Genomic DNA, 25399 nt, shown 5'->3' with positions numbered 1-25399 from the left:
TCTGCTGCACTTGCCCCTGCACTTGTTTGGCTAAATTAGCATCAGTGGTCAGGAGAATCGCTGCTGCCATTGGGTCATGTTCTGCCTGAGCCAATAGATCGACAGCCACATGAACTGGATTAGCTTTCTCATCCGCAATAATTAATACCTCAGAAGGACCAGCCAGGGAGTCAATCCCTACAATACCGTAAACCAGTTTCTTGGCCAGGGTTACGTAAATGTTACCCGGACCGCTAATCACATCCACGTTGGGAATGGTTTCGGTCCCAAAGGCTAACGCTGCAATTGCTTGGGCTCCACCTACCCGGTAAATCTCATGAATACCGGCTTCCTGAGCAGCCACAAGCACAGCCGGATTAATGCTTTGATCTGGTCTTGGTGGGGTGACCATTATAATTTGGTTAACCTGAGCTACCTTGGCTGGGATAGCATTCATTAACACAGTACTGGGATAGGAGGCTCTACCTCCTGGAACATATAGTCCAGCCTTATCTACAGCAGTGTAGCGCTTCCCTAAAACCACATCATCTTCACCAAATTGCACCCAGGATTTGGGAACTCGTTGTCGATGAAATGCCTCGATTTGTCTGGCGGCTAATTGAATCGCATCCAGTAATTCCTTGGAGACCTGTTGGTAAGCCGCATCTAGTTCCGAACCGCTGACTCGCAGTTGTTCTCGACTCAATCTCAGCTGATCAAATTCCTCAGTGTAGTGCAGGAGCGCTACGTCTCCTTGGCGCTTCACTGCCTGTAAAACTTCCCTTACAGTTGCCTCTTTGTTCAGCATTTGGTCAGAAGCCGTGCGATCGCGGATACGTCGCAGTTCAGTTTGTGCCTCAGCCTGCTCAGTTATGATTCGCAGCATGGAGTCGGAGTGCCCATCACGCTAGTGTTGCTCGTCCTAGACCAGGTTTATACACTTATCCTGATCAAAGGTGTCTATTTTTCCTGGACTTACTTTAAGAATATAGCTTAAATAGGGTGATGCTTGGGTTACGCTATGGGTGTTGATACTAGTTTAGTATTATATATGGTATGATGTTATTTCTGGTATCATACCATTTTATATGGGATGTAACTCCCAAACTAAATATAAGTTAAGTAAACACTGCTGTGGCTAATAACAATTCTGCTCTCAAACGCATAAAAATCGCCGAACGGAACCGAATTCGGAACAAAGCCTACAAATCAGCGGTGAAAACGCTGACCAAGAACTATTGTGCTGCCTTAGAAGAGTACGAACGCCAACCAAGTCCGGAAGCCTTGGAAGAAGTCAAACGTCGAATGTCAGAAGCATACAGCAAAATTGACAAGGCTGTCAAGCGTAAGGTGCTCCATCGCAATAATGGCGCTCGGAAAAAAGCAAGTCTTGCCAAAAAGCTCAAAGCTATAGAGGCTCAACTTAACGCTACTGTGACCGAATCACCTGCTGTATGATCAAATTGCCTCACTCAGCTGGCGGAGCGCTAAGTGGTGATGAGTTGAGCAAAAACCGCTGTAAATTAAACTAAAAATAGATAAATAGATTAAAAACTGTATTGATGCAGTTGATTGATACCCACGTCCATATCAACTTCGATGTCTTTGAGTCGGAGTTAGAGCAATTACGGCACCGATGGCTAGAAGCTGGTGTGGTTCGTCTAGTTCACTCTTGCGTAGAACCGTCTGAGTTTACAGGCATCCAAGCTCTAGCAGAGCGATTTCCCGAAATCTCCTTCGCGGTAGGCTTGCACCCCTTAGATACCGAAAAATGGACTTCCGAAACGGAAAATCAGATTTTGACCCTAGCGCGCTCTGATGCTAGGGTCGTAGCTATCGGAGAAACCGGTTTGGATTTCTATAAAGCAAAGAACCAACAACACCAAATAGAAGTGTTCAAAGCCCAACTAGGGATTGCCCACCAACTCGGCTTGCCACTGATTATCCACTGCCGTGATGCTGCTTCAGAAATGAGGGGCATACTGCAAGAATTTTGGGAAAGTACCGGCTCAATCAGAGGTGTGATGCACTGTTGGGGAGGTAATCCTCAACAGACACAGTGGTTTTTGGATTTGGGGTTTTACATAAGCTTCAGTGGCATTGTGACCTTTAAGAATGCCACTCAGGTAAAAGAATCAGCCACCATGGTACCTAGCGATCGCTTACTCATCGAAACGGATTGTCCGTTCCTTGCACCAGTCCCCAAGCGAGGAAAACGAAATGAACCAGCCTATGTCCGCTATGTAGCCGAGTGCGTTGCCGGATTACGAGGGATATCTCTAGAAGAGTTGGCTGCTCAGACCACCCAAAATGCCTGTCAGCTTTTTGGTCTTAGCCTATCAACAGCAACTGCTGGAAAAATAGGGATTGGGTAAATCTCAACCAGACCTGAAAGGGTAAAACCTGAAGGTGGGTTCTTGATAATCTCAAATCCCTTGCTCTGCTATGGTTCAGTAGAAAGAGAATAATGCGGAGACTCCTAGGCTTGCGGTGAACACCTATAAGAGGAAATAACAGGAAATAATCCGACTCTCCGACTCTTTGAATAGTACTTTTGGAAGAGGCTTACCGAGGGATGGTTGACAAAAGTGGAATCAGATGCTACCCTAGGTATTCTGAAGACAACTAACCCAACGATAAGCCCCACAACGGTTTTAGTCTCCAGCTAAGCACACCCTAAGCAAAACCCATGTGTAGGGCAGGGCACATCGACGGTGACAAGTGTAACAACAACAACTAGCACTGGGAGCAATTACTCCAAGTCCAGTATAGTCCAGTATAGTGTTTTTGTTGTTTTCCTGATGCCTGAGTTTCTGTCAATCTAGTAATAGACATGGTTTAAAATCCCACAGATGGATGCGCGAGAAGTTGAAGATTAAAGGCACTCTAAGCCATTTGATTCAAAACTATGAACATCCTATACCTAGAGTAGGGTTACCTGAGGTCGCAGGTGTTCAGCTTAAGAATTCCACGTTTACTTTATCTGTGGGAGTGTCAATTCTAACAGTTGATCTAGTATCTATTAGCTCGAACCCAAGTTTTAAGCAATTGTTCAAGTACAAGTACTGCCTTGGGAAGGGAATCAAAATCGGCGCTGACTTAAAAAGAGTGAAGAACAGACCCCATGACTAATCAGACTTACACAACAGCTACCTATATGTTGCCAGACTTAGTTGAAATTCAGCGTGCTAGCTTTCGCTGGTTCTTGGAGGAGGGGCTAATTGAAGAACTCAATAGCTTCTCGCCGATTACCGACTACACTGGCAAAATGGAGCTGCACTTCTTGGGTAAAAACTACAGGCTTAAGTCTCCTAAATATGATGTGGATGAAGCCAAGCGGCGAGACAGTACCTATGCCGTACAAATGTACGTTCATACCCGCCTGATTAATAAAGAAACTGGGGAGATCAAGGAACAAGAAGTCTTCATCGGTGATTTGCCTCTGATGACAGACCGAGGCACATTTATCATTAACGGTGCTGAGCGAGTCATTGTTAACCAAATTGTGCGCTCTCCTGGGGTTTACTACAAGTCTGAAACCGATAAAAACGGACGTCGTACCTACTCAGCATCCTTGATTCCCAACCGGGGTGCTTGGTTGAAGTTTGAAACCGATAAAAATAACTTAGTGTGGGTGCGCATCGACAAAACCCGTAAACTTTCTGCACAGGTGCTTTTAAAAGCCTTGGGGCTTGGTGATAGTGAGATTATAGATGCTCTGCGCCATCCAGACTACTATCAAAAAACCCTTGACAAAGAAGGGAACCCCAGTGAAGAAGAAGCCCTGCTTGAGCTGTACCGAAAGCTGCGTCCTGGGGAACCTCCTACTGTTAGTGGTGGTCAGCAGTTATTGGAATCCCGTTTCTTTGACCAGAAGCGTTATGACCTAGGTCGGGTCGGTCGCTACAAAATCAATAAAAAACTACGACTGAATATTCCTGACACCGTAAGGGTATTGACCCCCCAAGACATACTCGGGGCAATTGATTACCTAATCAACCTGGAATTTGACATTGGTAGCACAGATGATATTGACCACCTAGGAAATCGCCGAGTGCGCTCTGTTGGTGAACTGTTGCAAAACCAAGTGCGGGTGGGACTAAATCGCCTAGAGCGGATTATTCGGGAACGGATGACCGTTTCAGAATCCGATACCCTTACCCCAGCCTCATTGGTCAACCCCAAACCCCTAGTAGCAGCGATTAAGGAATTTTTTGGGTCCTCTCAGCTTTCCCAGTTTATGGATCAAACCAATCCATTAGCTGAATTGACCCATAAACGGCGTCTGTCTGCCCTAGGTCCTGGGGGGTTAACTCGCGAACGGGCAGGTTTTGCAGTGCGGGATATTCATCCATCTCACTATGGCAGAATTTGCCCCATTGAAACTCCAGAAGGTCCCAATGCGGGTCTGATTGGCTCCTTGGCAACCCACGCTCGGGTGAATAATTATGGTTTTATTGAAACTCCTTCTTACCCAGTAGAAAATGGGCGAGTCCTAAAAGACCGACCGCCCTTGTACATGACCGCAGATGAAGAAGATGACCTGAGGGTAGCACCAGGAGATATTGCCTTAGATGAGGAAGGTTACATCCTGGGAGAGTCTGTACCAGTTCGATATCGACAAGAATTCACCACCACCACCCCTGACCAAGTGGACTATGTGGCGGTATCACCAGTGCAAATTATCTCCGTTGCCACCTCTCTAATTCCCTTCTTAGAACATGATGATGCCAACCGAGCTCTGATGGGCTCAAATATGCAGCGGCAAGCTGTGCCATTGCTTCGACCTGAGCGCCCCTTAGTGGGAACAGGATTGGAAGCCCAGGCCGCTCGGGACTCGGGTATGGTCGTGGTGGCTGCCAGTGATGGTGAGGTGGTGTATGTCGATGCCAACACAATTCGGTTACAGCCTTATCAAACCATCACAGATACCCCAGCCCTGCCAGGGGAACCGGGCAATGAGAATGAGTTAGAATACCCTCGCCCTGTTCAACCAAAAGAAACCCCAGCAATTATTGAATACTCTCTCCAAAAGTACCAGCGCTCTAACCAAGATACCTGCTTGAATCAACGACCCTTGGTGTATGTAGGAGATGAAGTTGTGGCGGGTCAGGTACTGGCAGATGGTTCTGCTACAGAAGGCGGTGAAATCGCCCTGGGACAAAATATTCTAGTAGCTTATATGCCTTGGGAAGGCTATAACTACGAAGATGCCATCCTAGTTAGTGAACGGCTAGTTTACGATGATGTCTACACAAGTATTCACGTTGAAAAGTATGAAATAGAAGCGCGACAGACTAAACTAGGTCCGGAGGAAATAACCCGAGAAATTCCCAATGTGGGGGAAGATGCCCTGCGCCAGTTAGATGAAACCGGTATCATTCGGATTGGAGCCTGGGTAGAAGCTGGGGATATCTTGGTCGGGAAAGTTACTCCCAAGGGGGAATCAGACCAGCCACCAGAAGAAAAACTCTTGCGAGCTATATTTGGGGAAAAAGCTAGGGATGTACGGGACAATTCTCTGCGAGTCCCCAATGGTGAAAAAGGGCGTGTGGTAGATGTGCGGGTATTTACCAGAGAGCAAGGGGATGAACTGCCACCGGGAGCCAACATGGTAGTGCGTGTATATGTGGCTCAGAAACGGAAAATCCAGGTTGGTGACAAAATGGCAGGTCGTCACGGCAATAAAGGAATTATTTCCCGGATTTTGCCCATCGAAGATATGCCCTACCTGCCGGATGGTACACCTGTAGATATTGTACTCAACCCCCTGGGAGTACCCAGTCGGATGAATGTGGGTCAGGTATTTGAATGTCTATTAGGATGGGCTGGGGAACACCTGAATGCCCGATTTAAGCTTACTCCCTTTGACGAAATGTACGGCGCAGAAGCATCCCGCCTCACCGTCCATAACAAGCTTAAAGAAGCCAGTGATCAACCTGGTAAAGAGTGGGTATTTAATCCCGACCATGCTGGAAAAATTACTGTATACGATGGTCGTACCGGAGAAGCCTTTGACCAACCAGTCACAGTAGGGCAAGCCTATATGCTCAAGCTCGTTCACTTGGTAGACGATAAAATTCACGCTCGCTCCACCGGACCGTACTCCCTAGTCACCCAGCAACCCTTGGGGGGTAAAGCCCAACAAGGTGGTCAGCGGTTTGGGGAAATGGAAGTCTGGGCATTAGAAGCATTTGGAGCATCTTACACCCTCCAAGAATTGCTCACTGTCAAATCAGACGATATGCAAGGGCGCAATGAAGCTCTCAATGCCATTGTGAAAGGAAAAGCTATTCCCAGACCTGGTACTCCCGAATCCTTCAAGGTACTGATGCGAGAACTCCAATCCTTAGGACTCGACATAGCTGTTCACAAAGTGGAAACCACAGAAGATGGTAGTAGCAATGATATGGAAGTGGATTTAATGACCGATTCAGAACGCCATCGCACACCACGCTCACCAACTTATGAATCCCTCAACCAGGAAGAGTTGGAAGAAGAACAAGCCTAAAAGGTGGCTCTATAGGAGTGTCTGTGAATAGGGAAATGACAAAATTATGAAAAGCCAAATAGAACAGCGGTTTGACTACGTAAAAATTGGTATTGCCTCTCCTGAGAGAATTCGTCAATGGGGAGAAAGGACTCTTCCCAACGGTCAAATGGTAGGTGAAGTGACTAAGCCAGAAACCATTAACTATCGCACCCTCAAACCGGAGATGGATGGGCTGTTCTGTGAGCGCATCTTTGGTCCAGCTAAAGACTGGGAATGCCATTGTGGTAAGTACAAGCGGGTGCGCCACCGAGGTATTGTCTGTGAACGCTGTGGTGTGGAAGTGACCGAGTCCCGGGTAAGGCGTCACCGTATGGGATACATTAAACTAGCCGCACCCGTGGCTCACGTCTGGTATCTCAAAGGTATTCCTAGCTACCTCAGTATTTTGCTTGATATGCCCCTGCGGGATGTAGAACAGATTGTCTACTTCAACGCCTACGTAGTACTAAACCCAGGTAATGCGGAAAACCTCAGCTATAAACAGCTGCTCACCGAAGACCAATGGCTGGAAATCGAGGAGCAGCTCTATAGCGAAGACTCAGATCTATCTGGGGTAGACGTGGGGATTGGGGCTGAGGCTCTGCAACGACTCCTACAGGATTTGGATTTAGACGCGATCGCAGAAAAGCTGCGAGAAGAAATTGCGGCTTCTAAAGGTCAAAAGCGAGCTAAGCTCATCAAACGGTTGCGAGTGATTGACAACTTTATTGGCACCGGGGCTCAGCCAGATTGGATGGTGCTGAGTGTCATCCCTGTCATTCCCCCCGACCTGCGACCGATGGTGCAACTGGATGGGGGTCGCTTTGCTACCTCTGACTTGAATGACCTCTATCGAAGAGTCATCAACCGCAACAATCGACTAGCCCGGTTGCAGGAAATTCTGGCACCTGAAATCATTGTCCGCAATGAAAAGCGGATGCTTCAGGAAGCTGTGGATGCCCTGATTGACAATGGCAGGCGAGGACGGACAGTCGTAGGGGCAAACAATCGACCCCTGAAGTCCCTCTCTGACATTATCGAAGGTAAACAGGGTCGCTTCCGGCAAAACCTGCTAGGAAAACGGGTGGATTACTCCGGACGCTCAGTGATTGTAGTCGGCCCAAACCTGCATATCCACCAGTGTGGTTTGCCCAGAGAGATGGCGATTGAGCTGTTTCAACCTTTTGTGATTCACCGCCTGATTCGTCAGGGTTTGGTGAATAACATCAAAGCAGCTAAAAAATTGATTCAACGGGGAGATCCCACTGTGTGGGACGTACTCGAAGAAGTGATTGCAGGTCACCCGGTGATGCTAAATCGAGCCCCAACTCTACACCGACTAGGAATTCAAGCCTTTGAACCTATTTTGGTAGAAGGTCGTGCCATTCAACTGCACCCCTTAGTCTGTCCAGCGTTTAATGCGGACTTTGATGGCGACCAGATGGCAGTACATGTGCCTCTATCCCTAGAATCCCAAGCAGAGGCTAGGTTGTTAATGCTGGCATCGAACAATATTCTCTCACCAGCAACAGGTCGCCCCATTATAGCACCGAGTCAAGATATGGTCTTGGGATGCTATTATCTAACCGCCAAAAATCCCAATGCAACCAAGGGAGCAGGTCGTTACTTTGCTAACCTCGAGGATGCAATCAAAGCCTACGAACAAAAGCAAGTACACCTCCATGCCTATATTTGGGTGCGCTATGACGGCATAGTTGACACAGACGAACCAGACAAGGAGATGATTTCTGAAGAATCTTCACCCGATGGTATGGTGACCAAAGTCTACAAAAACCGGCGAGTGAGGGAAACAGCCGATGGTGAACTTATTTCCCAGTACATCCGCACCACCGCAGGTCGGATCATCTACAACAAAACTATTCAAGAAGCCCTATGGGGCTAGGTAAAAGGATTGTGACAGTTAACCAAAGTGTCCACTAATTTACCAAAATATTCCACTATTTGGTAGATTATAAGGATGGCACTCGTACCACTTCGTAAGGCGGTCGAACTTACGGGACTATCTAGGAACACTCTGAGGAAATATGCGGACGATGGAACGATCAAATGCGAAAAAACTCCAGGAGGAACAAGGTTTTTTGACACAGAAAGCCTGCTCAGTCTGGGGCGAAGACAACCAAGACAGCCAGCTACCATCTGTTACTGCCGAGTCAGCAGTAGCAAACAATTTGACGACCTCGCCAGGCAAATTGCCTACATGCACTCCCTCTTCCCGGAAGCGGAAATCATCAAAGACATCGGATCAGGTCTCAACTATAAACGCAAAGGTCTTAGAACCATACTGGAACGGCTTGTGCGAGGAGATCAGCTCACGATTGCTGTTGCCTGTCGAGACAGACTTACCAGATTTGGATTTGAACTCATTGAGTACTTGGTCAGTCTCAACGGTGGAAAAATCCTGGTTCTCGACCAACCTGAAAGTTGCCCCGAGGCTGAACTCACGGCAGATCTTCTCTCCATCATTCACGTCTTCTCCTGTAGAGTCCACGGACTCAGAAAGTACGGGACAAAAATCAAAGAAGATAAGAGTGTTCCTAAACTCTGAACAGCGTGCAATTATCCGCCACTGGTTTGGAGTGTCCCGTTATGTTTTTAATAAAACTGTAAAAATACTAGAAAATGGCGAAAACAAAGCTAACTGGTTTGCCATTAAAACTGAAATACTAAACAACCTTCCCGAGTGGTGCAAGACAGTACCTTATCAAATTAAATCCATAGCGATTAAGGATGCTTGCACGGCTGTCAGGGAAGCCAAGAAGAAGTATAAAAATACTGGCCAAATTAATCGGGTTAGGTTTAGGTCTCGAAGGTAGATTTTGGTAGCTAAAAAGTATCGGTAAGCATTTAGAATGCGCGAATTTAGAATGCGCGAATTTAGAATTAGGAAATTCAAGAGAATGTATAATTTAGAATGTATAATTTAGAATGTAAGATGTTCAAGCTGAGGGGGTGACATGAGCCCATAAAAGCTTACTATATAAGGCTTTGATGCCAATGATATCAGGGAATATACAGTCGTCAATTGACCCTCTTTTCATTTTATGGAAGCTCAAACCCTGATAACTGCATCCAAGGTCGCGCCCAAAACAGCATGTATCTTTTGATAACTGATGGGATTAAATTATTACCCAGTAAGGTTTTAAGCTTGCATGTACCCCCCCCCAGATTCTAAATTAACCCATTCTAAATTCTAAATTAATCCATTCTAAATTCTAAATTAACCCATTCTAAATTATTAATTAGTCATCCCCTTTAAAAGCATCATGGCAGATAAAAAAGCTCAAAAAGAATTAATTTTTTATAACCGGATTGTTGATAAAGGCCGGTTAAAAAAGCTGATATCTTGGGCCTATACCAAATACGGCAGTGCCCGGACAGCCCAAATGGCAGACAAACTCAAAGATCTGGGGTTCCGCTATGCTACCCAGGCGGGGGTTTCTATCAGTGTAGATGACCTGCAAGTGCCACCAGCTAAACGCCAGATGTTAGATGAGGCGGAAGCTATGATTCGTGCCACAGAAGGCCGGTTCACTAGGGGTGAAATTACTGAAGTTGAACGGTTTCAAAAAGTTATCGATACCTGGAACGGAACCTCTGAGGCTCTCAAAGATGAGGTCGTCCGTAACTTCAAAGACACAAACCCCCTAAATTCAGTGTACATGATGGCTTTTTCCGGAGCACGGGGTAACTTGTCTCAGGTGCGGCAATTGGTAGGTATGCGGGGTCTGATGGCTAATCCCCAAGGTGAAATTATTGACCTACCGATTAAGACTAACTTCCGGGAAGGCTTAACAGTAACGGAATACATTATCTCATCCTACGGAGCCCGCAAAGGCTTGGTGGATACTGCCCTGAGAACGGCTGACTCCGGTTACCTCACCCGTCGTCTGGTAGATGTTTCCCAGGACGTGATTGTACGAGACCTTGATTGTGGCACAAGTCGGGGCATCAAAATCACACCGATGACCGATGGCGATCGCGTTTTAATTTCCCTAGCGGATAAGCTCTTAGGTCGAATTGTAGCAGAGGAATTGGTTCATCCAAAAACCGGGAAAGTAATTGCTAAACAAAACCAAGATGTATCTGATGAACTAGCCAAAGAGATTGAATCGTCTGGTATTAAAGAGGTAATGGTGCGATCGCCTCTAACCTGTGAAGCCCAGCGGTCAGTTTGCCAGAGATGCTATGGTTGGAGCTTAGCTCATGGGCACATGGTGGATTTGGGCGAAGCGGTGGGGATTATTGCTGCCCAGTCTATTGGGGAACCAGGAACTCAGTTGACTATGCGAACCTTCCACACGGGGGGTGTGTTTACCGGGGAAGTGGCACGCCAGCTCTCTGCTCCCATGAAGGGTGTAGTAAGCTTTGGTAAAAACCTACGTACCCGCCAAGTTAGGACTCGCCACGGTGACGACCGTCAACAAGTGGAAGTAGCTGGGGATCTGATTTTGGAAGCAACTAATGGCTCTGCCAAAACCTTTCCTTTAACAGCGGGCTCCTTGCTCTTAGTCAGTAATGGGCAAACGGTCAACAAGGGTGATCTCTTAGCGGAAGTAGCCCTGAGTAAAAGCCGTCCCTCCACAGAAAAAGCGGCTAAGGATGTGGCATCGGATTTAGCCGGGGAAGTGCTATTTGCTGACTTAGTCCCCGAGGAAAAAACAGATCGACAGGGTAATACCACTCGAATTGCCCAGCGCAGCGGTTTGCTCTGGATTTTATCTGGGGACGTCTATAACCTACCCCCTGGTGCCGAACCGGTGGTGAAAAATGGGGATACTGTAGAGATTGGGACAGTAATGGCGGAAACCAAATTAGTCACACTCAACGGTGGTGTGGTGCGACTGACCCCAGGCAAAAGAGAAATTGACATTATCACAGCTTCCGTCCGCTTGGATCAATCACAGGTGAGAATGGAAAGCACGGGGGGTAGGGAACAATATGTGATTCACACCGCCAATAATCAGCACTTTTCCCTGAAGGCAACCCCTGGCACAAAGGTACTGAACCACCAGGTGGTGGCGGAACTGATTGATGACCAATACTACACTAAAACCGGTGGCATCATTAAATATGCTGGTGTAGAGGTGGCTAAACGGGGTAAAGCCAAGCAAGGTTACGAAGTTACCAAAGGGGGTACCTTACTCTGGATTCCGGAAGAATGCCATGAGGTCAACAAAGATATTTCCCTGCTGCTTGTGGAAGACGGTCAATACGTGGAAGCAGGGACAGAAGTGGTTAAGGATATCTTCTGTCAGTCGTCCGGTGTAGTGGAAGTTGTCCAAAAAAATGACATCCTCCGGGAAATTGTGGTTAAGCCTGGGGAATTTCATCTGGTGGATAACCTGCCAGAGAACATGACCAGTGAGGGTCAGCTGATCTATCCCGGCTCCGAGGAGTTGCCAGGGATAACGGTAGACAACCTCTGTTATGGAGAAGCAGTGGATACACCTGATGGTATGGGACTGCTGCTGCGGCCAGTGACGGAGTTTGCTGTACCAGATGAGCCAGCGGTTCCCTCTCAGGCGTCCATTAATACCCAAGACTCCAACCAAGCTACCCAAGGAACCCAGATTGAATTGCGAGCTCTCCAACGCATTCCCTATAAAGATGGAGAACGGGTGAAGTCTGTGGATGGGGTGGAATTACTCCGCACCCAGCTGGTATTGGAAATGAGCAACCCCGATGCTGGCAGTGACCATTCTAGTTCATCCCAGCTGAGTGCTGACATTGAGTTAGTCGGTACTGAGGATGAAGCCTCTGAGGATATGCGATTACAACTGGTGATCCTGGAGTCGTTGGTGGTTCGCCGGGATACCAATGCAGATCCGTTAGGGGGCAATACCAAAACCCGGATTTTAGTCAATGATGGGGACGAAATTCCTGCAGGTGCGGTAGTGGCTCGAACAGAAATTCAGTGTAAGGAAGCTGGTGAAGTCCGGGGGATTCAAGAAGGATTGGAAGCCATTCGCCGAGTGCTGGTGGTCAGGGATGCTGACCGAGTCACAATCCCCATTACGTCTCCTGCCACAGTCAAAGTAGGGGATTTGGTAGTTGGTACCAACACCTTAGCGGAAGGGACACCCGCTGGAGAATCAGGTCAGGTGGTTCAGGTGACGGATGATTCCGTTATCCTGCGACTGGCTCGTCCATACCGAGTTTCTGCGGGGGCAATTTTGCAAATTGACAAGGGAGATTTGGTGCAGCGGGGTGATAACCTGGTACTGCTGGTGTTTGAACGGGCCAAGACAGGGGATATTATCCAAGGTTTGCCCAGGATTGAAGAACTACTAGAAGCTCGCAAACCCAAAGAAGCCTGTATCTTGGCCAGACGTCCTGGAGAAGCCCAGGTGATTTATGAAGAAGGCGAAACCGTTGATATCAAGGTCATTGAGTCAGACGGAGTCGTGACCGATTACCCGATTTCCCCTGGGCAAAATGCTATTGTTTCCGATGGTCAGCAAGTCGGTACCGCTGAACCCATCACCGATGGCCCAGCCAATCCCCATGAAATTTTAGAGATTTTCTTCAACTACTGTCTCGAAAAGAGAGGTGTCTACGAAGCGGCTTTAAAGGGATTGCAACAGGCACAGGCATTTTTGGTCAATGAAGTTCAGTCGGTGTATCAGTCTCAAGGAATTGATATTGCTGATAAGCATATTGAGGTGATTGTTCGTCAGATGACCTCTAAAGTGAGGGTAGACGATGGTGGTGATACCACTATGCTACCAGGAGAACTCGTGGAGTTGCGGCAGATTGAGACAGTGAATGAAGCAATGGCGATCACTGGTGGTGCCCCAGCTCAGTATACACCTGTACTACTGGGAATTACCAAAGCATCCCTTAATACCGATTCATTTATCTCTGCTGCCAGCTTCCAAGAAACTACTCGTGTGCTGACAGAAGCAGCGATCGAAGGTAAATCTGACTGGCTCAGGGGTCTGAAGGAGAATGTCATCATTGGACGTCTGATTCCCGCAGGGACTGGCTTCAATGCTTACCAAGAGAGCAATCTTGGTAGTCCAGAACCAGAATTCGACCATGGGAGTAGCATGGTCTATGGCTATGGTGAACCCGCCGATAGTGCTGAATTACAGCAAGGCAACCTGCTTGATGATAACACAGCCCGTGTTTACAGCTTAGATGAGGAGAGTGATTTGGCTGCTGATCCTAGCAACTTAGACCTCTTGAATGGAAATTTTCCAGAATAAGATTGAACTTACCCCTGGATAAATCCTGGGAAAAACAAGGGCGTCTGAATCACAAGCTTTTTAAATGCTTATGATCAGACGCCCTTAAAATATGATTCAGTATGATTAAGTCCGATTATTGATAATATCCTAAGGTTTGGTTCCGATTAAAACACCAAAGGCCAATCTTGACCAGGCTTCAAGCTAGCTGTATGCTTAGGTCTGGATGCAGCCGCTCATCGGGTTTCCACGGGGATTACAAGGTGCGGAGGCAACCCTGGGCACACAGCCCCCAATGATTTATAATACACCGGTGCTGGACTAACGTAGTGTCATATTAAAATAAGAAGAAGGGGTTATAAACATGACAACTGTCAGTAAAAGTGAAAAACTCAAGGAAATACAGGAAGCCTATAAAAATAGTAATAAAATGGCTTATGAGTTGTGTAGAGTATTTGAACAGGTCTGGCAAGTTGCTCCAGATGAATCAGCCTTAGCAATAGCCAATAAGATTATGTCAAAAGACATATCTTATTTTATGTTTGTGTTTGATTTGGACACCGAGGAAGGTTATAGCGAAAAGCTCAAACAGGCTAGCAAGGAATCATTTAGAAGTCGTAGAGAATGGCGTCAAAAATTAGAAGACTTAGAAGGTAAAAAACAGCTGGAAGCAGAAGAAGAGGAAGTTAAGGAAAATTTGTTAAAGTTACTAAGTGATTCTAGCGCTGATACTGATAGCAATATCAGAGAAAATTTATTAGATATAGTAAAAGCTTGTCTTTGATTAAACCAGACCATTACCCGGCTCTATACATTTTCGGTTTTAGGGATTGCTGTTCCCTTTGCTATAGAACAGGTATGTAAGCATTCAGCTGTCAGTAGTCAGCCGTGAGCTAAAGGCTCACGCTACTTGAGGTGCTTTGTGGCACAGGCTTCGACCCTGGGACTTTCCGTTTTATTCAAAAGCTGTTCGGTGTAGCTCGCCCATAACTACCTCAAGTAGCACCTCAAGTAGCGCATAAGCTGATAGCTGATAGCTGAATGCTTACGAATTAATCGGGCGTTGCGTCAGTCTTTGAATGAATATTCGTAGAGTGGGCATCCTGCCCGCCCCAAAATAAGCATGAAACTGGCAAGATGCCAGTTCCACCAAGATGCCTATTCCACAGGTGCGCGCCCGAACGCGCCCCACGTCGGCTTTGCCGATAGGTGCGACCCAAGGGCGAGTAAATCGCCCTTGGGTCGCACCAAAGCGCGAATTTAATAATTAGATGCGGAAAGCGCACCTAAACACTCTTAAAATCATTCCATTATTAAGCAACGCCATTAATCGTGGGTTGTATCGCTCCAAAGATGGCCATTTAATTAATGCCGACCGTAATTGGTGCATGGAATATTGGTCGCAAAAGTAAGCACAATGGTTTTACCGGAGTGTCTAGAGGTTGCTTGGCACAACCAACAAAACTTTATGTTCTGTGAATCCCCGTCCTTCAGGTCCCGGAGCTGTCAACCCTTGGCTTAACGACTGCAATCAGAAAAGCGATCGCTTTTCTGAAACCTCAACTAAACAGGATTAGCCAGTGATTAGCCTTGAGTCTTAGCAGTGATTGTGATCCCCTTTGCTGCCCAGTGTTGCGTCAGTGCTGACTTCCAAATGTAAACTTTTGTAAATATCTGCATAATTTCCTGAGCTTGACCTGATACTTACTTGGATGGTGTAGTTGTAAACTTTTGTAAATAAATTATGGAATTTGCTGGATTCCCTGTTGAGTCTTTGATACAATTTACAGCCCTTGTAAGTTTTCGATGGTGCTGATCAAACCAGGTCTAAGCTAATACACATTTACTTTGCATGAGCTGATTGGTTGCAATGTGATTAACAGTTAACTGTCAACGATCAACTGGAACGTTGATGCTTTAGCCACAGTCTGTAAGGGTTTACAAGTTTTATCTCAAGGAAGGCAAGCAAATGGCGCAGGGTGCGTTTTATCAAGAAGATGAACTTTTATTATAAGCAGTAAAGCTCTGGGATTTAGACAATTTATATCTAGATATAGGCGAACAAAAACAGAGATAAACCCAGAAGAAAACTACACTTACACCAGTGGAAAAAGTATGCTTGAGAGGATTACTTTGTGGCTACTCCCCAAAAAAAATAGCTGAGACTCTCCATCGGAGCTCTAACTCAATCGCTGTTGCCTTGACTAGGGGATTGTATCGATATGTCGAAGCACTAACTAATCGAGAATTAAATAGCCTCACTAACTGGAAAGACGTCCCTAAGTGGCTAGAAGTTGCAGGATACAAAATGCCTCATTACCACCACGATTGGGGGGAAGCACCATAAATTTCTGCTTTCTATGGACGCACTAATCAACTCAATCAACTGCAGCAATGGATTAGTAAAAAGCAATACTCACTAGTAGCCATTCTCGGTATAGGAGGGATTGGTAAAACCACTCTAGCTGTCAAACTGGCAAACAATCTTCAGGGGGAATTTAACTATATTATTTGGCGTAATCTCCGCCATGATCCACCCCTAAAGCAACTGCTAGTATAGCTGATTCAATTCCTATCTCACCAGCAATCATTCAAGTTACCAGAAGACATAAACGCTCTTATTTCTAGCTTGATCAAATGTTTACAAGAGCATCGGTGTCTGATCATACTGGATGACGCAGAGCAGCTTCTAAATCCTGGCGCTATAGCTGGATACTATCAAGCCAACTATGAGGATTATGGTCAGCTATTGAGACGAGTAGCCCAGGAAAAACACCAAAGTGCTTTGCTGCTGATCAGTTGGGAAAAATTTTTACAACTAGAGTTACTGGAGCAAAAAAATAACACTACTGCTTCATTAACCCTGAAGGGTTTACCTACAGAAGAAGCTGAAAAAATTTTAGTAGATAACGGTTTGTTTGGAAATACGGAAGAATGGGAAACCTTGATTAGCCGTTATCGAGGCAATCCCTTAGCCTTAAATTTAGTAGCGACAACAATTGAAAAATACTTTAATGGCAGTGTCTCGAAATTTTTAAGCTTGAATGAGGTCTTTGTTCCTGAGCCAATCAGGTTAATTTTAATTGCACAGTTAAATCGCTTAGATAAGTCAGAAAGAGAAGTAATAAAGTATCTAGGTACAAGCACTACACCGGTTTCCCGGGAACAATTGCGGCAGGATATGACCATTAGCTCGGATTCAAAACTAATCAATGTTTTACAATCCCTCCAGAGGCGCTCACTGATTGAGACATTCACCGACATTAGTCAAACTTTTTTCACCCTATCCCCTGTAGTTAGTTCGGTGATTCTTAGTATTAAGTAGTCGGACAAAATTAGGTTTAACTGTCAAGATAGGGAACAGGGAACAGGGAACAGGGAACAGGGAACAGTATTAACTTTTGGTGGGTTTATAAAAGTTAATACTGTTCCGTTTATTTATTTCCAGGTACTTACTTGAAAGGAGAAAAGGTAACAGGGAAGAGGGAGGAGTGTGGGAAGTGTGGGTAGATTAGGCAGGGTGGGAATAGAAGAAGGTATATTCACCCTATTCCCTATTCCCTATTCCCTATTCCCTGGTCGCAGCGCTATAACAATTGACCTGAAATTTACTTACAAACTAAGTCATTAATAGCAGAGGATTTCTGCAATGGCGAAATTCCAGCCAAATCCAAAATCTGGGGAATCAAGTCTTCTCGCCGGACTGCCATCATGTGAACACCCTGGCACAGTTGCTGTGCGAGCTTAACTTGTTCAGCGGCAATTTTTATCCCTTCTTGTAACTGATTATCTGCTGCTGCTAGCCGATCAATAATTTCGTCAGGGATATTAACCCCTGGAACTTTTTTATTAATAAACTTAGCATTTTTAGCGGATTTGAGCAAAAATATCCCTGCTAAAATTGGCTTATTAGTACCAGCCGCAATCTGATCCATAAACTTCTCTAGGCGATCAAAATCGCAAATGAGCTGGCTTTGGAAAAACTCTGCTCCCGCTTCCAGTTTCTTTTCAAACCGACTTTGTAAGCCTGACCAACTCTTGAGCTGGGGGTCTACTGCTGCACCAGTAAATAAATCAGTTGCTTGATCAGTAAGGGGCTTATCATTGAAATCAACCCCTTGATTTAGCTTAGTAATTAGTTGCAATAGGCGTACTGATTCCAAATCAAATACACTTTTAGCATCAGGATGATCACCTGCTTTGACTGGATCACCAGTTAGGGCGAGAATATTACCGATACCTAAAGCGTTAATACCCATCAAGTCAGCTTGCAAGGCGATGCGGTTGCGATCGCGACAAGCCACCTGACAAATTGGTTCAATTCCCTGCTGGCGTAAAATCACCGAGGCTGCCCAAGACGACATCCGCATGACTGCCCTAGAGCCATCAGTGATATTGATAGCATGGACTCTATCTTTGAGGGTTTGAGCCATTTTGACCATGTGAGCTGGGTTACCCCCCTTGGGTGGTGCCACTTCTGCAGTAATCAAAAATTCACCGGACTCAACGGCAGTGCGAAACGAATTCTTAGTGGGGTTAGTCATTGGTTATAGTATTTACTTATCTCCAGGAATTAGGTTACAGCAATGAACCCTAATGCAGTTTTCACCCTGGACAAGGTCTGGTTTGCGATCGCTTCCGCTTTTTGTCGCCCCTCTCGCAACACGCCCTCAAGATAGCCCTGCTCTGACCTAACATCGTGATACTTCTGTTGAATCGGCTTGAGCGCTTCAATTGTTATTTCTGTCAGTAAGGGCTTGAATTTACCCCAACCCATATCCCGACATTCTGTAGCCACCTCTTCCTTCGTTTTCCCAGAAAGCAGGGTATACAACGTTAGTAGATTATCACATTCCGGGCGTTCTGGGTCATCAAACCATAAGCCTCTAGTTGGGTCAGTTTTACAGCGCTTGATTTTCTTTTGGATCTCCTCAGGAGAGTCAAGCACGTTAATCCTGCTCAACTCGGATGGATCAGACTTAGACATTTTGCGCCTGCCATCAGTGAGACTCATGACACGAGCACCCGTTTGCCGGATCATAGGCTCTGGCAACTTTAGCACAAGTTTCTCCTGACTGCCAAACTTGTCATTAACTCGGATAGCGATATTACGAGTCAGTTCGATGTGTTGCTTTTGGTCCTCTCCCACTGGAACTTTATCGGCATCATAAAGTAGAATATCTGCTGCCATCAATACCGGGTAGTCCAGTAAGCCAGTACTGACATTTTCCCCTTGTTTAACCGCTTTTTCCTTGAACTGGATCATTCGCTCTAGCCAGTTGAGAGGGGTAATGCAGTTGAGCAGCCAAGCTAGTTCACTGTGGGCAGGGATATGGGATTGTACGAAGATGGTAGAGTATTCTAAATCAATCCCGCAGGCTAAGTAGAGGGAAGCAATGCTTAAGGTATCTTCTGCTAGAGTGGCTGGGTTATGGGGTACAGTAATAGCGTGTAAATCAACTACACAAAATAGATTATCATACTCACTTTGACCTTCGACCCAGTTGCGGATAGCTCCAAGATAGTTACCCAGGTGAAGATTGCCAGTTGGTTGAACTCCAGATAGAACGCGCTGTTTACCCATGTATGATCTAGTGATTGCTTAAATCGGTTTGCCGAAACGGTATCAGTGTAATCCCATTTTCCCACTGGTTAGGCTAAATTTGGATTATTTTCGCCATTGCTAGGTCGTGAACCCAGGCATCAGTTAAAATTTTTTGCCATTTATTGCAGCTTGGATGAGAAGATAGTGGTGTAAAGATTCTTAATATTTTCTTAATCGGACTTATAGCATGGCAGAAATTCAGTTCTCTAGAGGCATCAAAGAAGAAGTTGTACCCGATATACGTATAACTCGCTCGAAAACTGGTCAGACTGGCACTGCAACCTTTTATTTTAACAAGCCTCAAGCTATCGATAAAGACTTTAAGGAAGATATCACCGGAATGTACATGGTTGACGAAGAAGGTGAGATTTCTACCAGTAAGGTTAATGGCAAATTTGTTAATGGTGAACCAATGGCTATAGAAGCAACTTACATAATGAAATCTCGAGAGCAGTGGGATCGTTTCATTCGTTTTATAGAACGGTATAGTGAAGAAAATGGACTTACTAAATCCAAACAGGATTAAGCTGAGTCTTCAGTGCTGGGTACTAAGTCTGGTTTACAGGGTCTGGTTTACAGCTAACCGTCAACCGTCAAAAACGCTTAAGCATATGCGCGAAGCGCACGCGTGCGCGTTCAGCTCACGGCTGAACGCGAACAGCGGTCAGCCGTAAGCAGACTTAACTCAGATTAAACGAAGGCTTACCTCTTTCATTCAAAAGCTGTTCGCGTAGGGTGCCCGTAGCGCATTAGCTGATAGCTGATAGCTGATAGCTTACAAAAAAGCTTAGTACTCAGCACTATACCCAAGTCAGATGTCGCTGATTTCCTTAGTAATCACATTAATGGGAGGAGAGCAATACACGCAAAGCTCATTAGCAATAGCTACCGCTTCTTCAGGGGTTTTATCTAAGTACATTGCCGTCAGAGCATAATCTTGTCCAGCACCAATGGCACCAAATTCATTAATTTTATCCACGAGATAGCCATCACTGATACAAAAAATATCCCTTTCTACTGCTAACAAATATTCATTTCTGCGACCAAAGGTATCGTCTTTATCCTTTGCCCAAGCATAAAATTCCACAATAAAATCGAGAACAGCCTCAACGGTAGGAGCGGCTGGAGAATGGTTTCTGGCAAATATTTGCATGAAACTCAGTTCCATGGTATACCCCACGCCGCCAATAATCATGTTATTGATTTCAAATAGCTTGCCCCACTCATCCCCAGTGACCCGGTGAGTTTGCTTGAGGTATCCTGACAGCCGAATGCTGTCGGAGGCAAAAACTAGTTTATCAGGGTATTTTCTGGCAGCCACAACGCTCATAAGTTGCTCCTAATGGTTTTAGTGGATGATTACGATCAAACAGGCACCGATATAGCAGTCATTAACAACCCAGTTTAGACCTTATCCATGGTAACCAGTTCATTTATTGAAATAGGGAACTTCGGATCCCAGAACAGAAAACAGAAGGACTTTTCGCAACTTTACACAAGTTAATACAGCAATGTTGATTTTTGTCGAGGTACTTATGGATCACAGCTGCCCAAGAAAAATACCTGGCAGCTGATCGCTGGAGTTCGATTCATGAGCAACCGCGACCCTGAGCCAGCTAAGGCATCACCCAAGCCACAGGACGGAGCGATCGCCGAGAGTTCAAAGTACTGACTAACCAATATGCACCTGAATCAGTAAAGTCAGTCAACTAAAAAAAAGTACCCTTTTGGGTACCGTCATCCTCTAAGAGGATTTCTTAGAGTGTTATTAACGAAGCCGGAGCAATGGCTCAAAGGATTTTTACTCCTGAGAAATTGTTCCTGTTCCGTTAGTTTAAGTTTAGAACAATACTAGCATGAGCAATAGTAATAGTGAACTTGAGCAAGGATTTGAGAATCCTCCCGAACTAGAAAACTCTGGGATGAGTGAGGATGAATACGAAGAATCCGCTGATTATCTTGAGGAACCTGAGAACTTAGGTGACTTTGAGAGCGCCTCGACAGAAGCTGAGGAAAGCGAGTATATGGAGTTCGATGAGACCTTGTTGCAAATCAAGGCTGATGTTGAGACCCAGCTTTCCCAGGCAGTGGCGCAAACTAGCGACGCTGTCCAGGCAGAAAATGTCTTTGAAGGTGCTGGAAACATTCAGGGTATTGGCTTAGGGATATCTGAAGATCCCAGCCAGAGCTTAGCTCCTGGCGCTGCCAGCCTGAATTTATATGTTGCTGAACCGGTTTCAGTGGATGAAGCGAAGGCTGCCCTAGTGGATTCAATGGGGATTTCAGCAGCTAGCAGTGACGATATACCGGTGAATGTAATTGTCACCGGAATCATTGATGCTCAGCCCCATCGCTTCAAAATACGTCCTGCACCAGGAGGAGTTTCAGTGGGTCACACCCGGGTAACAGCTGGCACTTTAGGTTGTCTGGCTCGTGGCCGTCGTGCTCCTCGAAACGGGCGTCTTTTGATGCTCAGCAATAACCATGTGATTGCCAACTCCAACAATGCCAGCTTTCGAGATCCAATCATCCAACCTGGTCGCTTAGATGGTGGTCGTAGCCCTCGGGATCAAATCGCGATTCTAGAGCGCTTTGTCCCCATCAACTTCCGAGGTGGAAGGAACTATGTGGACGCTGCTACCGGTTGGTGCTGGCCATCTCGTGTGCGGAAAGAACTTGTCTATGTGTCCGGGGGCAGTCCTCGTTATTTCCGCGTGAGCAGCCGGATTGTTGCTTGCCGTCGCGGGATGATAGTTGGTAAGTCAGGTCGTACCACGCAACTAACCCGTGGACAAGTTACTGATTGTAACGCCACTATCCGCGTTAATTATGGCGGCGGCCGGGTGGCGCTGTTTGCCGATCAGATTACCATTCGCGGCACTAGCGGCAACTTCAGTGCAGGGGGTGATTCTGGCTCTCTGATTTGGACTTACGACAGTCGCCGTAATCCAGTCGGTTTACTCTTTGCTGGTGGCGGTGGTTTGACCTTTGCCAACAAGATAACTCGAGTTATGGCAGCATTAGATATTAATCTATACACCTAACACTTGAGTGGGCTTGGCTGGGACTCTGCCCTCACCTGAGCCTCAGCTAACCTTCTGTCCACCATGGCTTCTAAGCTGTTAGGCATTTTTAATGCCTAACAGCAAAACAGAAGGCATTTGGCATTTGGCAGAAGTAAGGAGGACAAAGGATATACTCCAATCCTCCAAAAATCTCTGAAACCTATAGCGCTGCGCTCTCGTCTCTTTACACTATGATGGGGATTTTAGCTAACAGCTAAAACTCCACAGTGATTTGTAAATACGAGAGCGCTGATTGCTATATCGATAGCAATCAACTAGATCAATCCAAGTCAAAGCATTACTAGGTATCGGTTTTAGCTTTTGTCGGCTCGACAAATGTCTCCGTACCCCTAAGCACCTCTTAGTTATGTCCGATGGAGAAGTGAACATGAATATTACAGAGAAATCTGACAAAATAAAAGTATTAGTTCTATTACTGACGGCCAGTTTAACGGTCATGAGTTGCACTATGTCTAATGGTTCAGACTTCGGCTCCCCCCCTACTGACAAGGCCTCACCGGTTGAAGAGGCTGCGGTGGATTACATTGGAGAGGATCAAGAAGTGGCTAATTCAGAAATCGAGAAGGTTAAGCAATCCCACGAGCAGCGCTTATTAGCGATAGATGGGGTGACAGGGGTTGGCATTGGACAAGACCCTCAGGGCAATCAGGTAATTACTGTTTATGTCCTCAATGCCGAAGTGCAAAAAAAAGTCCCCCAAGAGCTTGATGGATTTATGGTGCAAACCGAAATCACCGGTGAAATTAAGGCATTCTAAATCGGGGTTGACAACCGCCTCAGCTTTGGAGATAGTGCTGGCTAGGGTCAAATAGCTTCCTGGTGGAGGGATTTGTGTGGCGGGGTTTCCGAGTTCCCGATTCCCGATTCCCGATTCCCGATTCCCGATTCCCCTACACAAGATTTCCAAGACCAGCGATTAAGCCGCGACAGACACTAGTCATAAAATCTAAGTCCAGGGTATCAATGCGATCGCTTGGTTTATGGTAATGGGGATTGCGCAGAAATGCTGTATCGGTTACCATCAAAGCTCGATAACCTTGGTCCCAAAATGGAGCGTGGTCACTGAGTCTGGTCTGAGGAACGATTACCCCTCGTAATGGTACTGGTAAGCACTGACAAGGGATCCCAGCTTGGCGGATAAAGCGAGCTAAATGCCTAAAGTCAAGGATTGTTGGCAAGTTTCCCACTAAAGCAATGAAGTCCCCCTGATTGGGGTAAAAGTATTTTAGTCCTGGTGGGTACCATTGGGAATTGGGAGTGCGATCGCAATACCCTAACATTTCCAAAGACAGCATTAACCGCAAGGGTTGCTGTTGTTCTTTTAAATAGGCAGCATAGGCAGCACTTCCGAGCAATCCATACTCTTCCATATCAAATGCTACTAGTCGGACTGGGTGTGTAGGCGCTTGAGTGGCAAAGGCTCTAGCTAACTCCAAGAGCACCGCTACACCGGTAGCATTATCATCTGCTCCTGGGCTTCCAGGTACCGCATCATAGTGAGAGCCAATTAAAATCGGAGCAAACTGTTGCGGTCTCGCCTCTTTTGCCGGTAGATTCAGAATCAGATTATGATGGGTTTTGCCCGACACCTGAAACTTGTGAATTTCAACGCTTCCCCACTGTTCTAATTCTTGGCGGATGTACTCCTGGACATAGAAATGTCCCCCAGATGCCATATACGGATCGCGATCGCGTACTATCTGACTGAGGTGGGTGATTAGACGTTCTTTTAGATCCAAAGTAATGTAATCAGGCAGAAGATTATCATCTAATCTTACCATCTGGGGATTTGGGCGATTGAGTGGTAAAGGCATAGGCTTTGGGCAACAGCACCCCTACACCAGTAGCATAATTATGTCCTCGGGGGAGTTCCGGGTACCTGATTATACTCAAAATCCATGATTATGGGATATAATTAGATTAAACTATTCCGATATTTTTTCTCGTGTCCAGGTAGATTCAGCATTACATGGTGATGGCTTCTAGCCAACACTTGATTCTCCTGGATTTCGAGACTTCCTAATTTTTTTAATTCTGAGCAGATGGACTGCGACCCAAAGAAATGCCCCCCATCTCCCATATACAGATTGCGATCTACAGCGTTTGTATATGGGTTGTAAACACACTTCTTGTAAAAAAAGGCAGCTATGCTGAAGTAAAGGAGTAAGGTTTCAAGGGGAATGTTTTTTGATAACTAATTATCCGGACATGATCTCAAACAGCTTTGAGGAGATGCACCCTGACAACAAGGCAAAAGGTAACAGGCAAAAGGCAACATTAGGAAAGAGATCTGAAGTTCCTTATTCCTTATTCCCTACTTCCTCCTCCCAGCCCTATCCTTAAATTTAACGATTAAATTTACTCGTTAAAAAAAGCGATGCTCTGCAATAGCCGCTACGGTCTTCTCTGAAAGAGACGCTACGCGATTGACCTAAGGTCACGCTACGCGATTAAGCGTTCGCCCCGCCTGGCCAAAGGCCTCAGCTTCCGCTAAGAGCGATCGCTTTTTTTTATTATCCCTAAAACTCCCCAAAAAAAACTTTTCAAAACCCTTGACAAATAAAATCATAATCATTACTATTATTTATATAAACCTAACGAGTTCAAATTTTGATCTATGTCAAAAGACTTTAAGTCAAACTTCAAGAAACAACCTGTTGAGCACACTCTGAAAGGCTCTCGTGAAGCAGTAATCTATAGTATGCAAATGCTTTATAAATTGGGCTATGCGGAGATTGCGGAATGGACCTGACGGGGTGACGAAACAGGCTGAAATGCTTGCTATGTAAAGCTAGTAGCATTTTGTGGTAAAAAAAAGTAGGTCTCTAAATTTGCAACAAGACCTACGTATTGACAATGTTACCAACATTCTACCAAAACCACCTAAAAAGTCAATTAAGTCTAGCCGATTATATTTTTTTAAAAATCCTGATTAATCTTTTACAATTAATCAAGAAAGTCAGTTTGGAAAAGTTAGCAAATGCTCTCC

Annotated in this window: 20 protein-coding genes and 2 pseudogenes; 16 read left to right on the top strand and 6 right to left on the bottom strand. The window is 45.7% G+C overall.

What is annotated here, in order from left to right; translation table 11 throughout:
- A partial coding sequence (gene hisD / locus F6K51_RS26575; protein ID WP_293025783.1) for a histidinol dehydrogenase occupies positions 1 to 865 on the bottom strand: 865 nt, incomplete at its 3' end.
- A gap of 248 nt (positions 866 to 1113) precedes the next feature.
- Between hisD and rpsT the strand changes: the two genes are divergently transcribed.
- The 11 genes and pseudogenes from rpsT (at position 1114) to F6K51_RS26520 (ending at position 17044) form a co-directional block, all read left to right on the top strand.
- Positions 1114 to 1437, top strand: coding sequence for a 30S ribosomal protein S20 (gene rpsT, locus F6K51_RS26570; protein ID WP_293025781.1), 324 nt, complete (start codon positions 1114 to 1116; stop codon positions 1435 to 1437).
- A gap of 104 nt (positions 1438 to 1541) precedes the next feature.
- Positions 1542 to 2354: a TatD family hydrolase gene (locus tag F6K51_RS26565; protein WP_293025779.1), complete on the top strand. Its 813-nt coding sequence runs from the start codon at positions 1542 to 1544 to the stop codon at positions 2352 to 2354.
- 749 nt (positions 2355 to 3103) lie between these two features.
- Positions 3104 to 6490: a DNA-directed RNA polymerase subunit beta gene (rpoB, locus tag F6K51_RS26560; RefSeq protein WP_293025777.1), complete on the top strand. Its 3387-nt coding sequence runs from the start codon at positions 3104 to 3106 to the stop codon at positions 6488 to 6490.
- 46 nt (positions 6491 to 6536) lie between these two features.
- Positions 6537 to 8414: a DNA-directed RNA polymerase subunit gamma gene (locus F6K51_RS26555; RefSeq protein ID WP_293025775.1), complete on the top strand. Its 1878-nt coding sequence runs from the start codon at positions 6537 to 6539 to the stop codon at positions 8412 to 8414.
- Positions 8415 to 8489: 75 nt separating this feature from the next.
- The gene (locus F6K51_RS26550; protein WP_293025773.1) at positions 8490 to 9077 is read left to right on the top strand and encodes an IS607 family transposase; all 588 of its coding nucleotides are present in this window, start codon (positions 8490 to 8492) and stop codon (positions 9075 to 9077) included.
- Positions 9061 to 9342, top strand: a pseudogene (locus F6K51_RS26545) (helix-turn-helix domain-containing protein); the annotation flags it as partial. The gene F6K51_RS26550 and the pseudogene F6K51_RS26545, both read left to right, overlap by 17 nt.
- Before the next feature lie 453 nt (positions 9343 to 9795).
- On the top strand, positions 9796 to 13740 hold the full coding sequence (locus F6K51_RS26540) for a DNA-directed RNA polymerase subunit beta' (RefSeq protein WP_293025771.1): 3945 nt from the start codon (positions 9796 to 9798) through the stop codon (positions 13738 to 13740).
- Between the two features lie 343 nt (positions 13741 to 14083).
- The gene (locus F6K51_RS26535) at positions 14084 to 14503 is read left to right on the top strand and encodes a hypothetical protein (protein ID WP_293025769.1); all 420 of its coding nucleotides are present in this window, start codon (positions 14084 to 14086) and stop codon (positions 14501 to 14503) included.
- Between the two features lie 1320 nt (positions 14504 to 15823).
- The gene (locus F6K51_RS26530; RefSeq protein WP_293025767.1) at positions 15824 to 16066 is read left to right on the top strand and encodes a hypothetical protein; all 243 of its coding nucleotides are present in this window, start codon (positions 15824 to 15826) and stop codon (positions 16064 to 16066) included.
- Complete coding sequence (locus tag F6K51_RS26525; RefSeq protein ID WP_293025787.1) at positions 16067 to 16279, top strand: NB-ARC domain-containing protein; 213 nt, start codon at positions 16067 to 16069, stop codon at positions 16277 to 16279.
- Positions 16280 to 16348: 69 nt separating this feature from the next.
- Positions 16349 to 17044 (top strand): hypothetical protein, encoded by a 696-nt coding sequence (locus F6K51_RS26520; protein ID WP_293025765.1) that lies wholly within the window; start codon positions 16349 to 16351, stop codon positions 17042 to 17044.
- 283 nt (positions 17045 to 17327) lie between these two features.
- Here the strand turns inward: F6K51_RS26520 and F6K51_RS26515 are convergent, their stop codons facing one another.
- Both F6K51_RS26515 and trpS read right to left on the bottom strand, forming a co-directional pair.
- Positions 17328 to 18263 carry a methylenetetrahydrofolate reductase gene (locus tag F6K51_RS26515; RefSeq protein WP_293025763.1) on the bottom strand — a complete coding sequence of 312 codons (936 nt, stop codon included), beginning with the start codon at positions 18261 to 18263 and terminating at the stop codon, positions 17328 to 17330.
- Between the two features lie 29 nt (positions 18264 to 18292).
- Complete coding sequence (gene trpS / locus F6K51_RS26510; RefSeq protein ID WP_293025761.1) at positions 18293 to 19303, bottom strand: tryptophan--tRNA ligase; 1011 nt, start codon at positions 19301 to 19303, stop codon at positions 18293 to 18295.
- Positions 19304 to 19511: 208 nt separating this feature from the next.
- Between trpS and psb28 the strand changes: the two genes are divergently transcribed.
- The gene (psb28, locus tag F6K51_RS26505) at positions 19512 to 19850 is read left to right on the top strand and encodes a photosystem II reaction center protein Psb28 (protein WP_293025759.1); all 339 of its coding nucleotides are present in this window, start codon (positions 19512 to 19514) and stop codon (positions 19848 to 19850) included.
- Between the two features lie 285 nt (positions 19851 to 20135).
- Here the strand turns inward: psb28 and F6K51_RS26500 are convergent, their stop codons facing one another.
- Positions 20136 to 20654 carry a hypothetical protein gene (locus F6K51_RS26500; RefSeq protein ID WP_293025757.1) on the bottom strand — a complete coding sequence of 173 codons (519 nt, stop codon included), beginning with the start codon at positions 20652 to 20654 and terminating at the stop codon, positions 20136 to 20138.
- A gap of 526 nt (positions 20655 to 21180) precedes the next feature.
- On the opposite strand from F6K51_RS26500, the gene F6K51_RS26495 reads away from it, so the two are divergent.
- On the top strand, positions 21181 to 22368 hold the full coding sequence (locus tag F6K51_RS26495) for a hypothetical protein (protein ID WP_293025755.1): 1188 nt from the start codon (positions 21181 to 21183) through the stop codon (positions 22366 to 22368).
- A gap of 409 nt (positions 22369 to 22777) precedes the next feature.
- Positions 22778 to 23167, top strand: a complete 390-nt coding sequence (locus F6K51_RS26490) for a hypothetical protein (RefSeq protein WP_293025753.1) — start codon at positions 22778 to 22780, stop codon at positions 23165 to 23167.
- Between the two features lie 133 nt (positions 23168 to 23300).
- Here F6K51_RS26490 and F6K51_RS26485 read toward each other — a convergent pair whose 3' ends face one another.
- The gene (locus F6K51_RS26485) at positions 23301 to 24224 is read right to left on the bottom strand and encodes a M20/M25/M40 family metallo-hydrolase (protein ID WP_365940223.1); all 924 of its coding nucleotides are present in this window, start codon (positions 24222 to 24224) and stop codon (positions 23301 to 23303) included.
- Positions 24225 to 24847: 623 nt separating this feature from the next.
- Positions 24848 to 24985 (bottom strand): hypothetical protein, encoded by a 138-nt coding sequence (locus tag F6K51_RS26480; protein ID WP_293025751.1) that lies wholly within the window; start codon positions 24983 to 24985, stop codon positions 24848 to 24850.
- Positions 24986 to 25027: 42 nt separating this feature from the next.
- On the opposite strand from F6K51_RS26480, the gene F6K51_RS26475 reads away from it, so the two are divergent.
- Together F6K51_RS26475 and F6K51_RS26470 are read left to right on the top strand one after the other, a co-directional pair.
- Positions 25028 to 25162, top strand: coding sequence for a hypothetical protein (locus tag F6K51_RS26475; protein WP_293025789.1), 135 nt, complete (start codon positions 25028 to 25030; stop codon positions 25160 to 25162).
- 104 nt (positions 25163 to 25266) lie between these two features.
- Positions 25267 to 25399: pseudogene (locus F6K51_RS26470) on the top strand (IS4 family transposase); the annotation flags it as partial.

It is taken from the genome of Moorena sp. SIO3I8 (assembly GCF_010692325.1).
In the GTDB taxonomy this organism is placed as follows: Bacteria; Cyanobacteriota; Cyanobacteriia; order Cyanobacteriales; family Coleofasciculaceae; genus Moorena.
This window is presented reverse-complemented; position numbering and strand designations above follow the sequence as displayed.

Bases quoted from the DNA above. Each gene is read 5' to 3' on its own strand.
- F6K51_RS26565 (WP_293025779.1), top strand. From the start codon at position 1,542: ATGCAGTTGATTGATACCCACGTCCATATCAACTTCGATGTCTTTGAG.
- rpoB (WP_293025777.1), top strand. From the start codon at position 3,104: ATGACTAATCAGACTTACACAACAGCTACCTATATGTTGCCAGACTTA.
- F6K51_RS26555 (WP_293025775.1), top strand. From the start codon at position 6,537: ATGAAAAGCCAAATAGAACAGCGGTTTGACTACGTAAAAATTGGTATT.
- F6K51_RS26550 (WP_293025773.1), top strand. From the start codon at position 8,490: ATGGCACTCGTACCACTTCGTAAGGCGGTCGAACTTACGGGACTATCT.
- F6K51_RS26540 (WP_293025771.1), top strand. From the start codon at position 9,796: ATGGCAGATAAAAAAGCTCAAAAAGAATTAATTTTTTATAACCGGATT.
- F6K51_RS26535 (WP_293025769.1), top strand. From the start codon at position 14,084: ATGACAACTGTCAGTAAAAGTGAAAAACTCAAGGAAATACAGGAAGCC.
- F6K51_RS26515 (WP_293025763.1), bottom strand. From the start codon at position 18,263: ATGACTAACCCCACTAAGAATTCGTTTCGCACTGCCGTTGAGTCCGGT.
- trpS (WP_293025761.1), bottom strand. From the start codon at position 19,303: ATGGGTAAACAGCGCGTTCTATCTGGAGTTCAACCAACTGGCAATCTT.
- psb28 (WP_293025759.1), top strand. From the start codon at position 19,512: ATGGCAGAAATTCAGTTCTCTAGAGGCATCAAAGAAGAAGTTGTACCC.
- F6K51_RS26500 (WP_293025757.1), bottom strand. From the start codon at position 20,654: ATGAGCGTTGTGGCTGCCAGAAAATACCCTGATAAACTAGTTTTTGCC.
- F6K51_RS26495 (WP_293025755.1), top strand. From the start codon at position 21,181: ATGAGCAATAGTAATAGTGAACTTGAGCAAGGATTTGAGAATCCTCCC.
- F6K51_RS26490 (WP_293025753.1), top strand. From the start codon at position 22,778: ATGAATATTACAGAGAAATCTGACAAAATAAAAGTATTAGTTCTATTA.
- F6K51_RS26485 (WP_365940223.1), bottom strand. From the start codon at position 24,224: ATGCCTTTACCACTCAATCGCCCAAATCCCCAGATGGTAAGATTAGAT.
- F6K51_RS26480 (WP_293025751.1), bottom strand. From the start codon at position 24,985: ATGATTATGATTTTATTTGTCAAGGGTTTTGAAAAGTTTTTTTTGGGG.
- F6K51_RS26475 (WP_293025789.1), top strand. From the start codon at position 25,028: ATGTCAAAAGACTTTAAGTCAAACTTCAAGAAACAACCTGTTGAGCAC.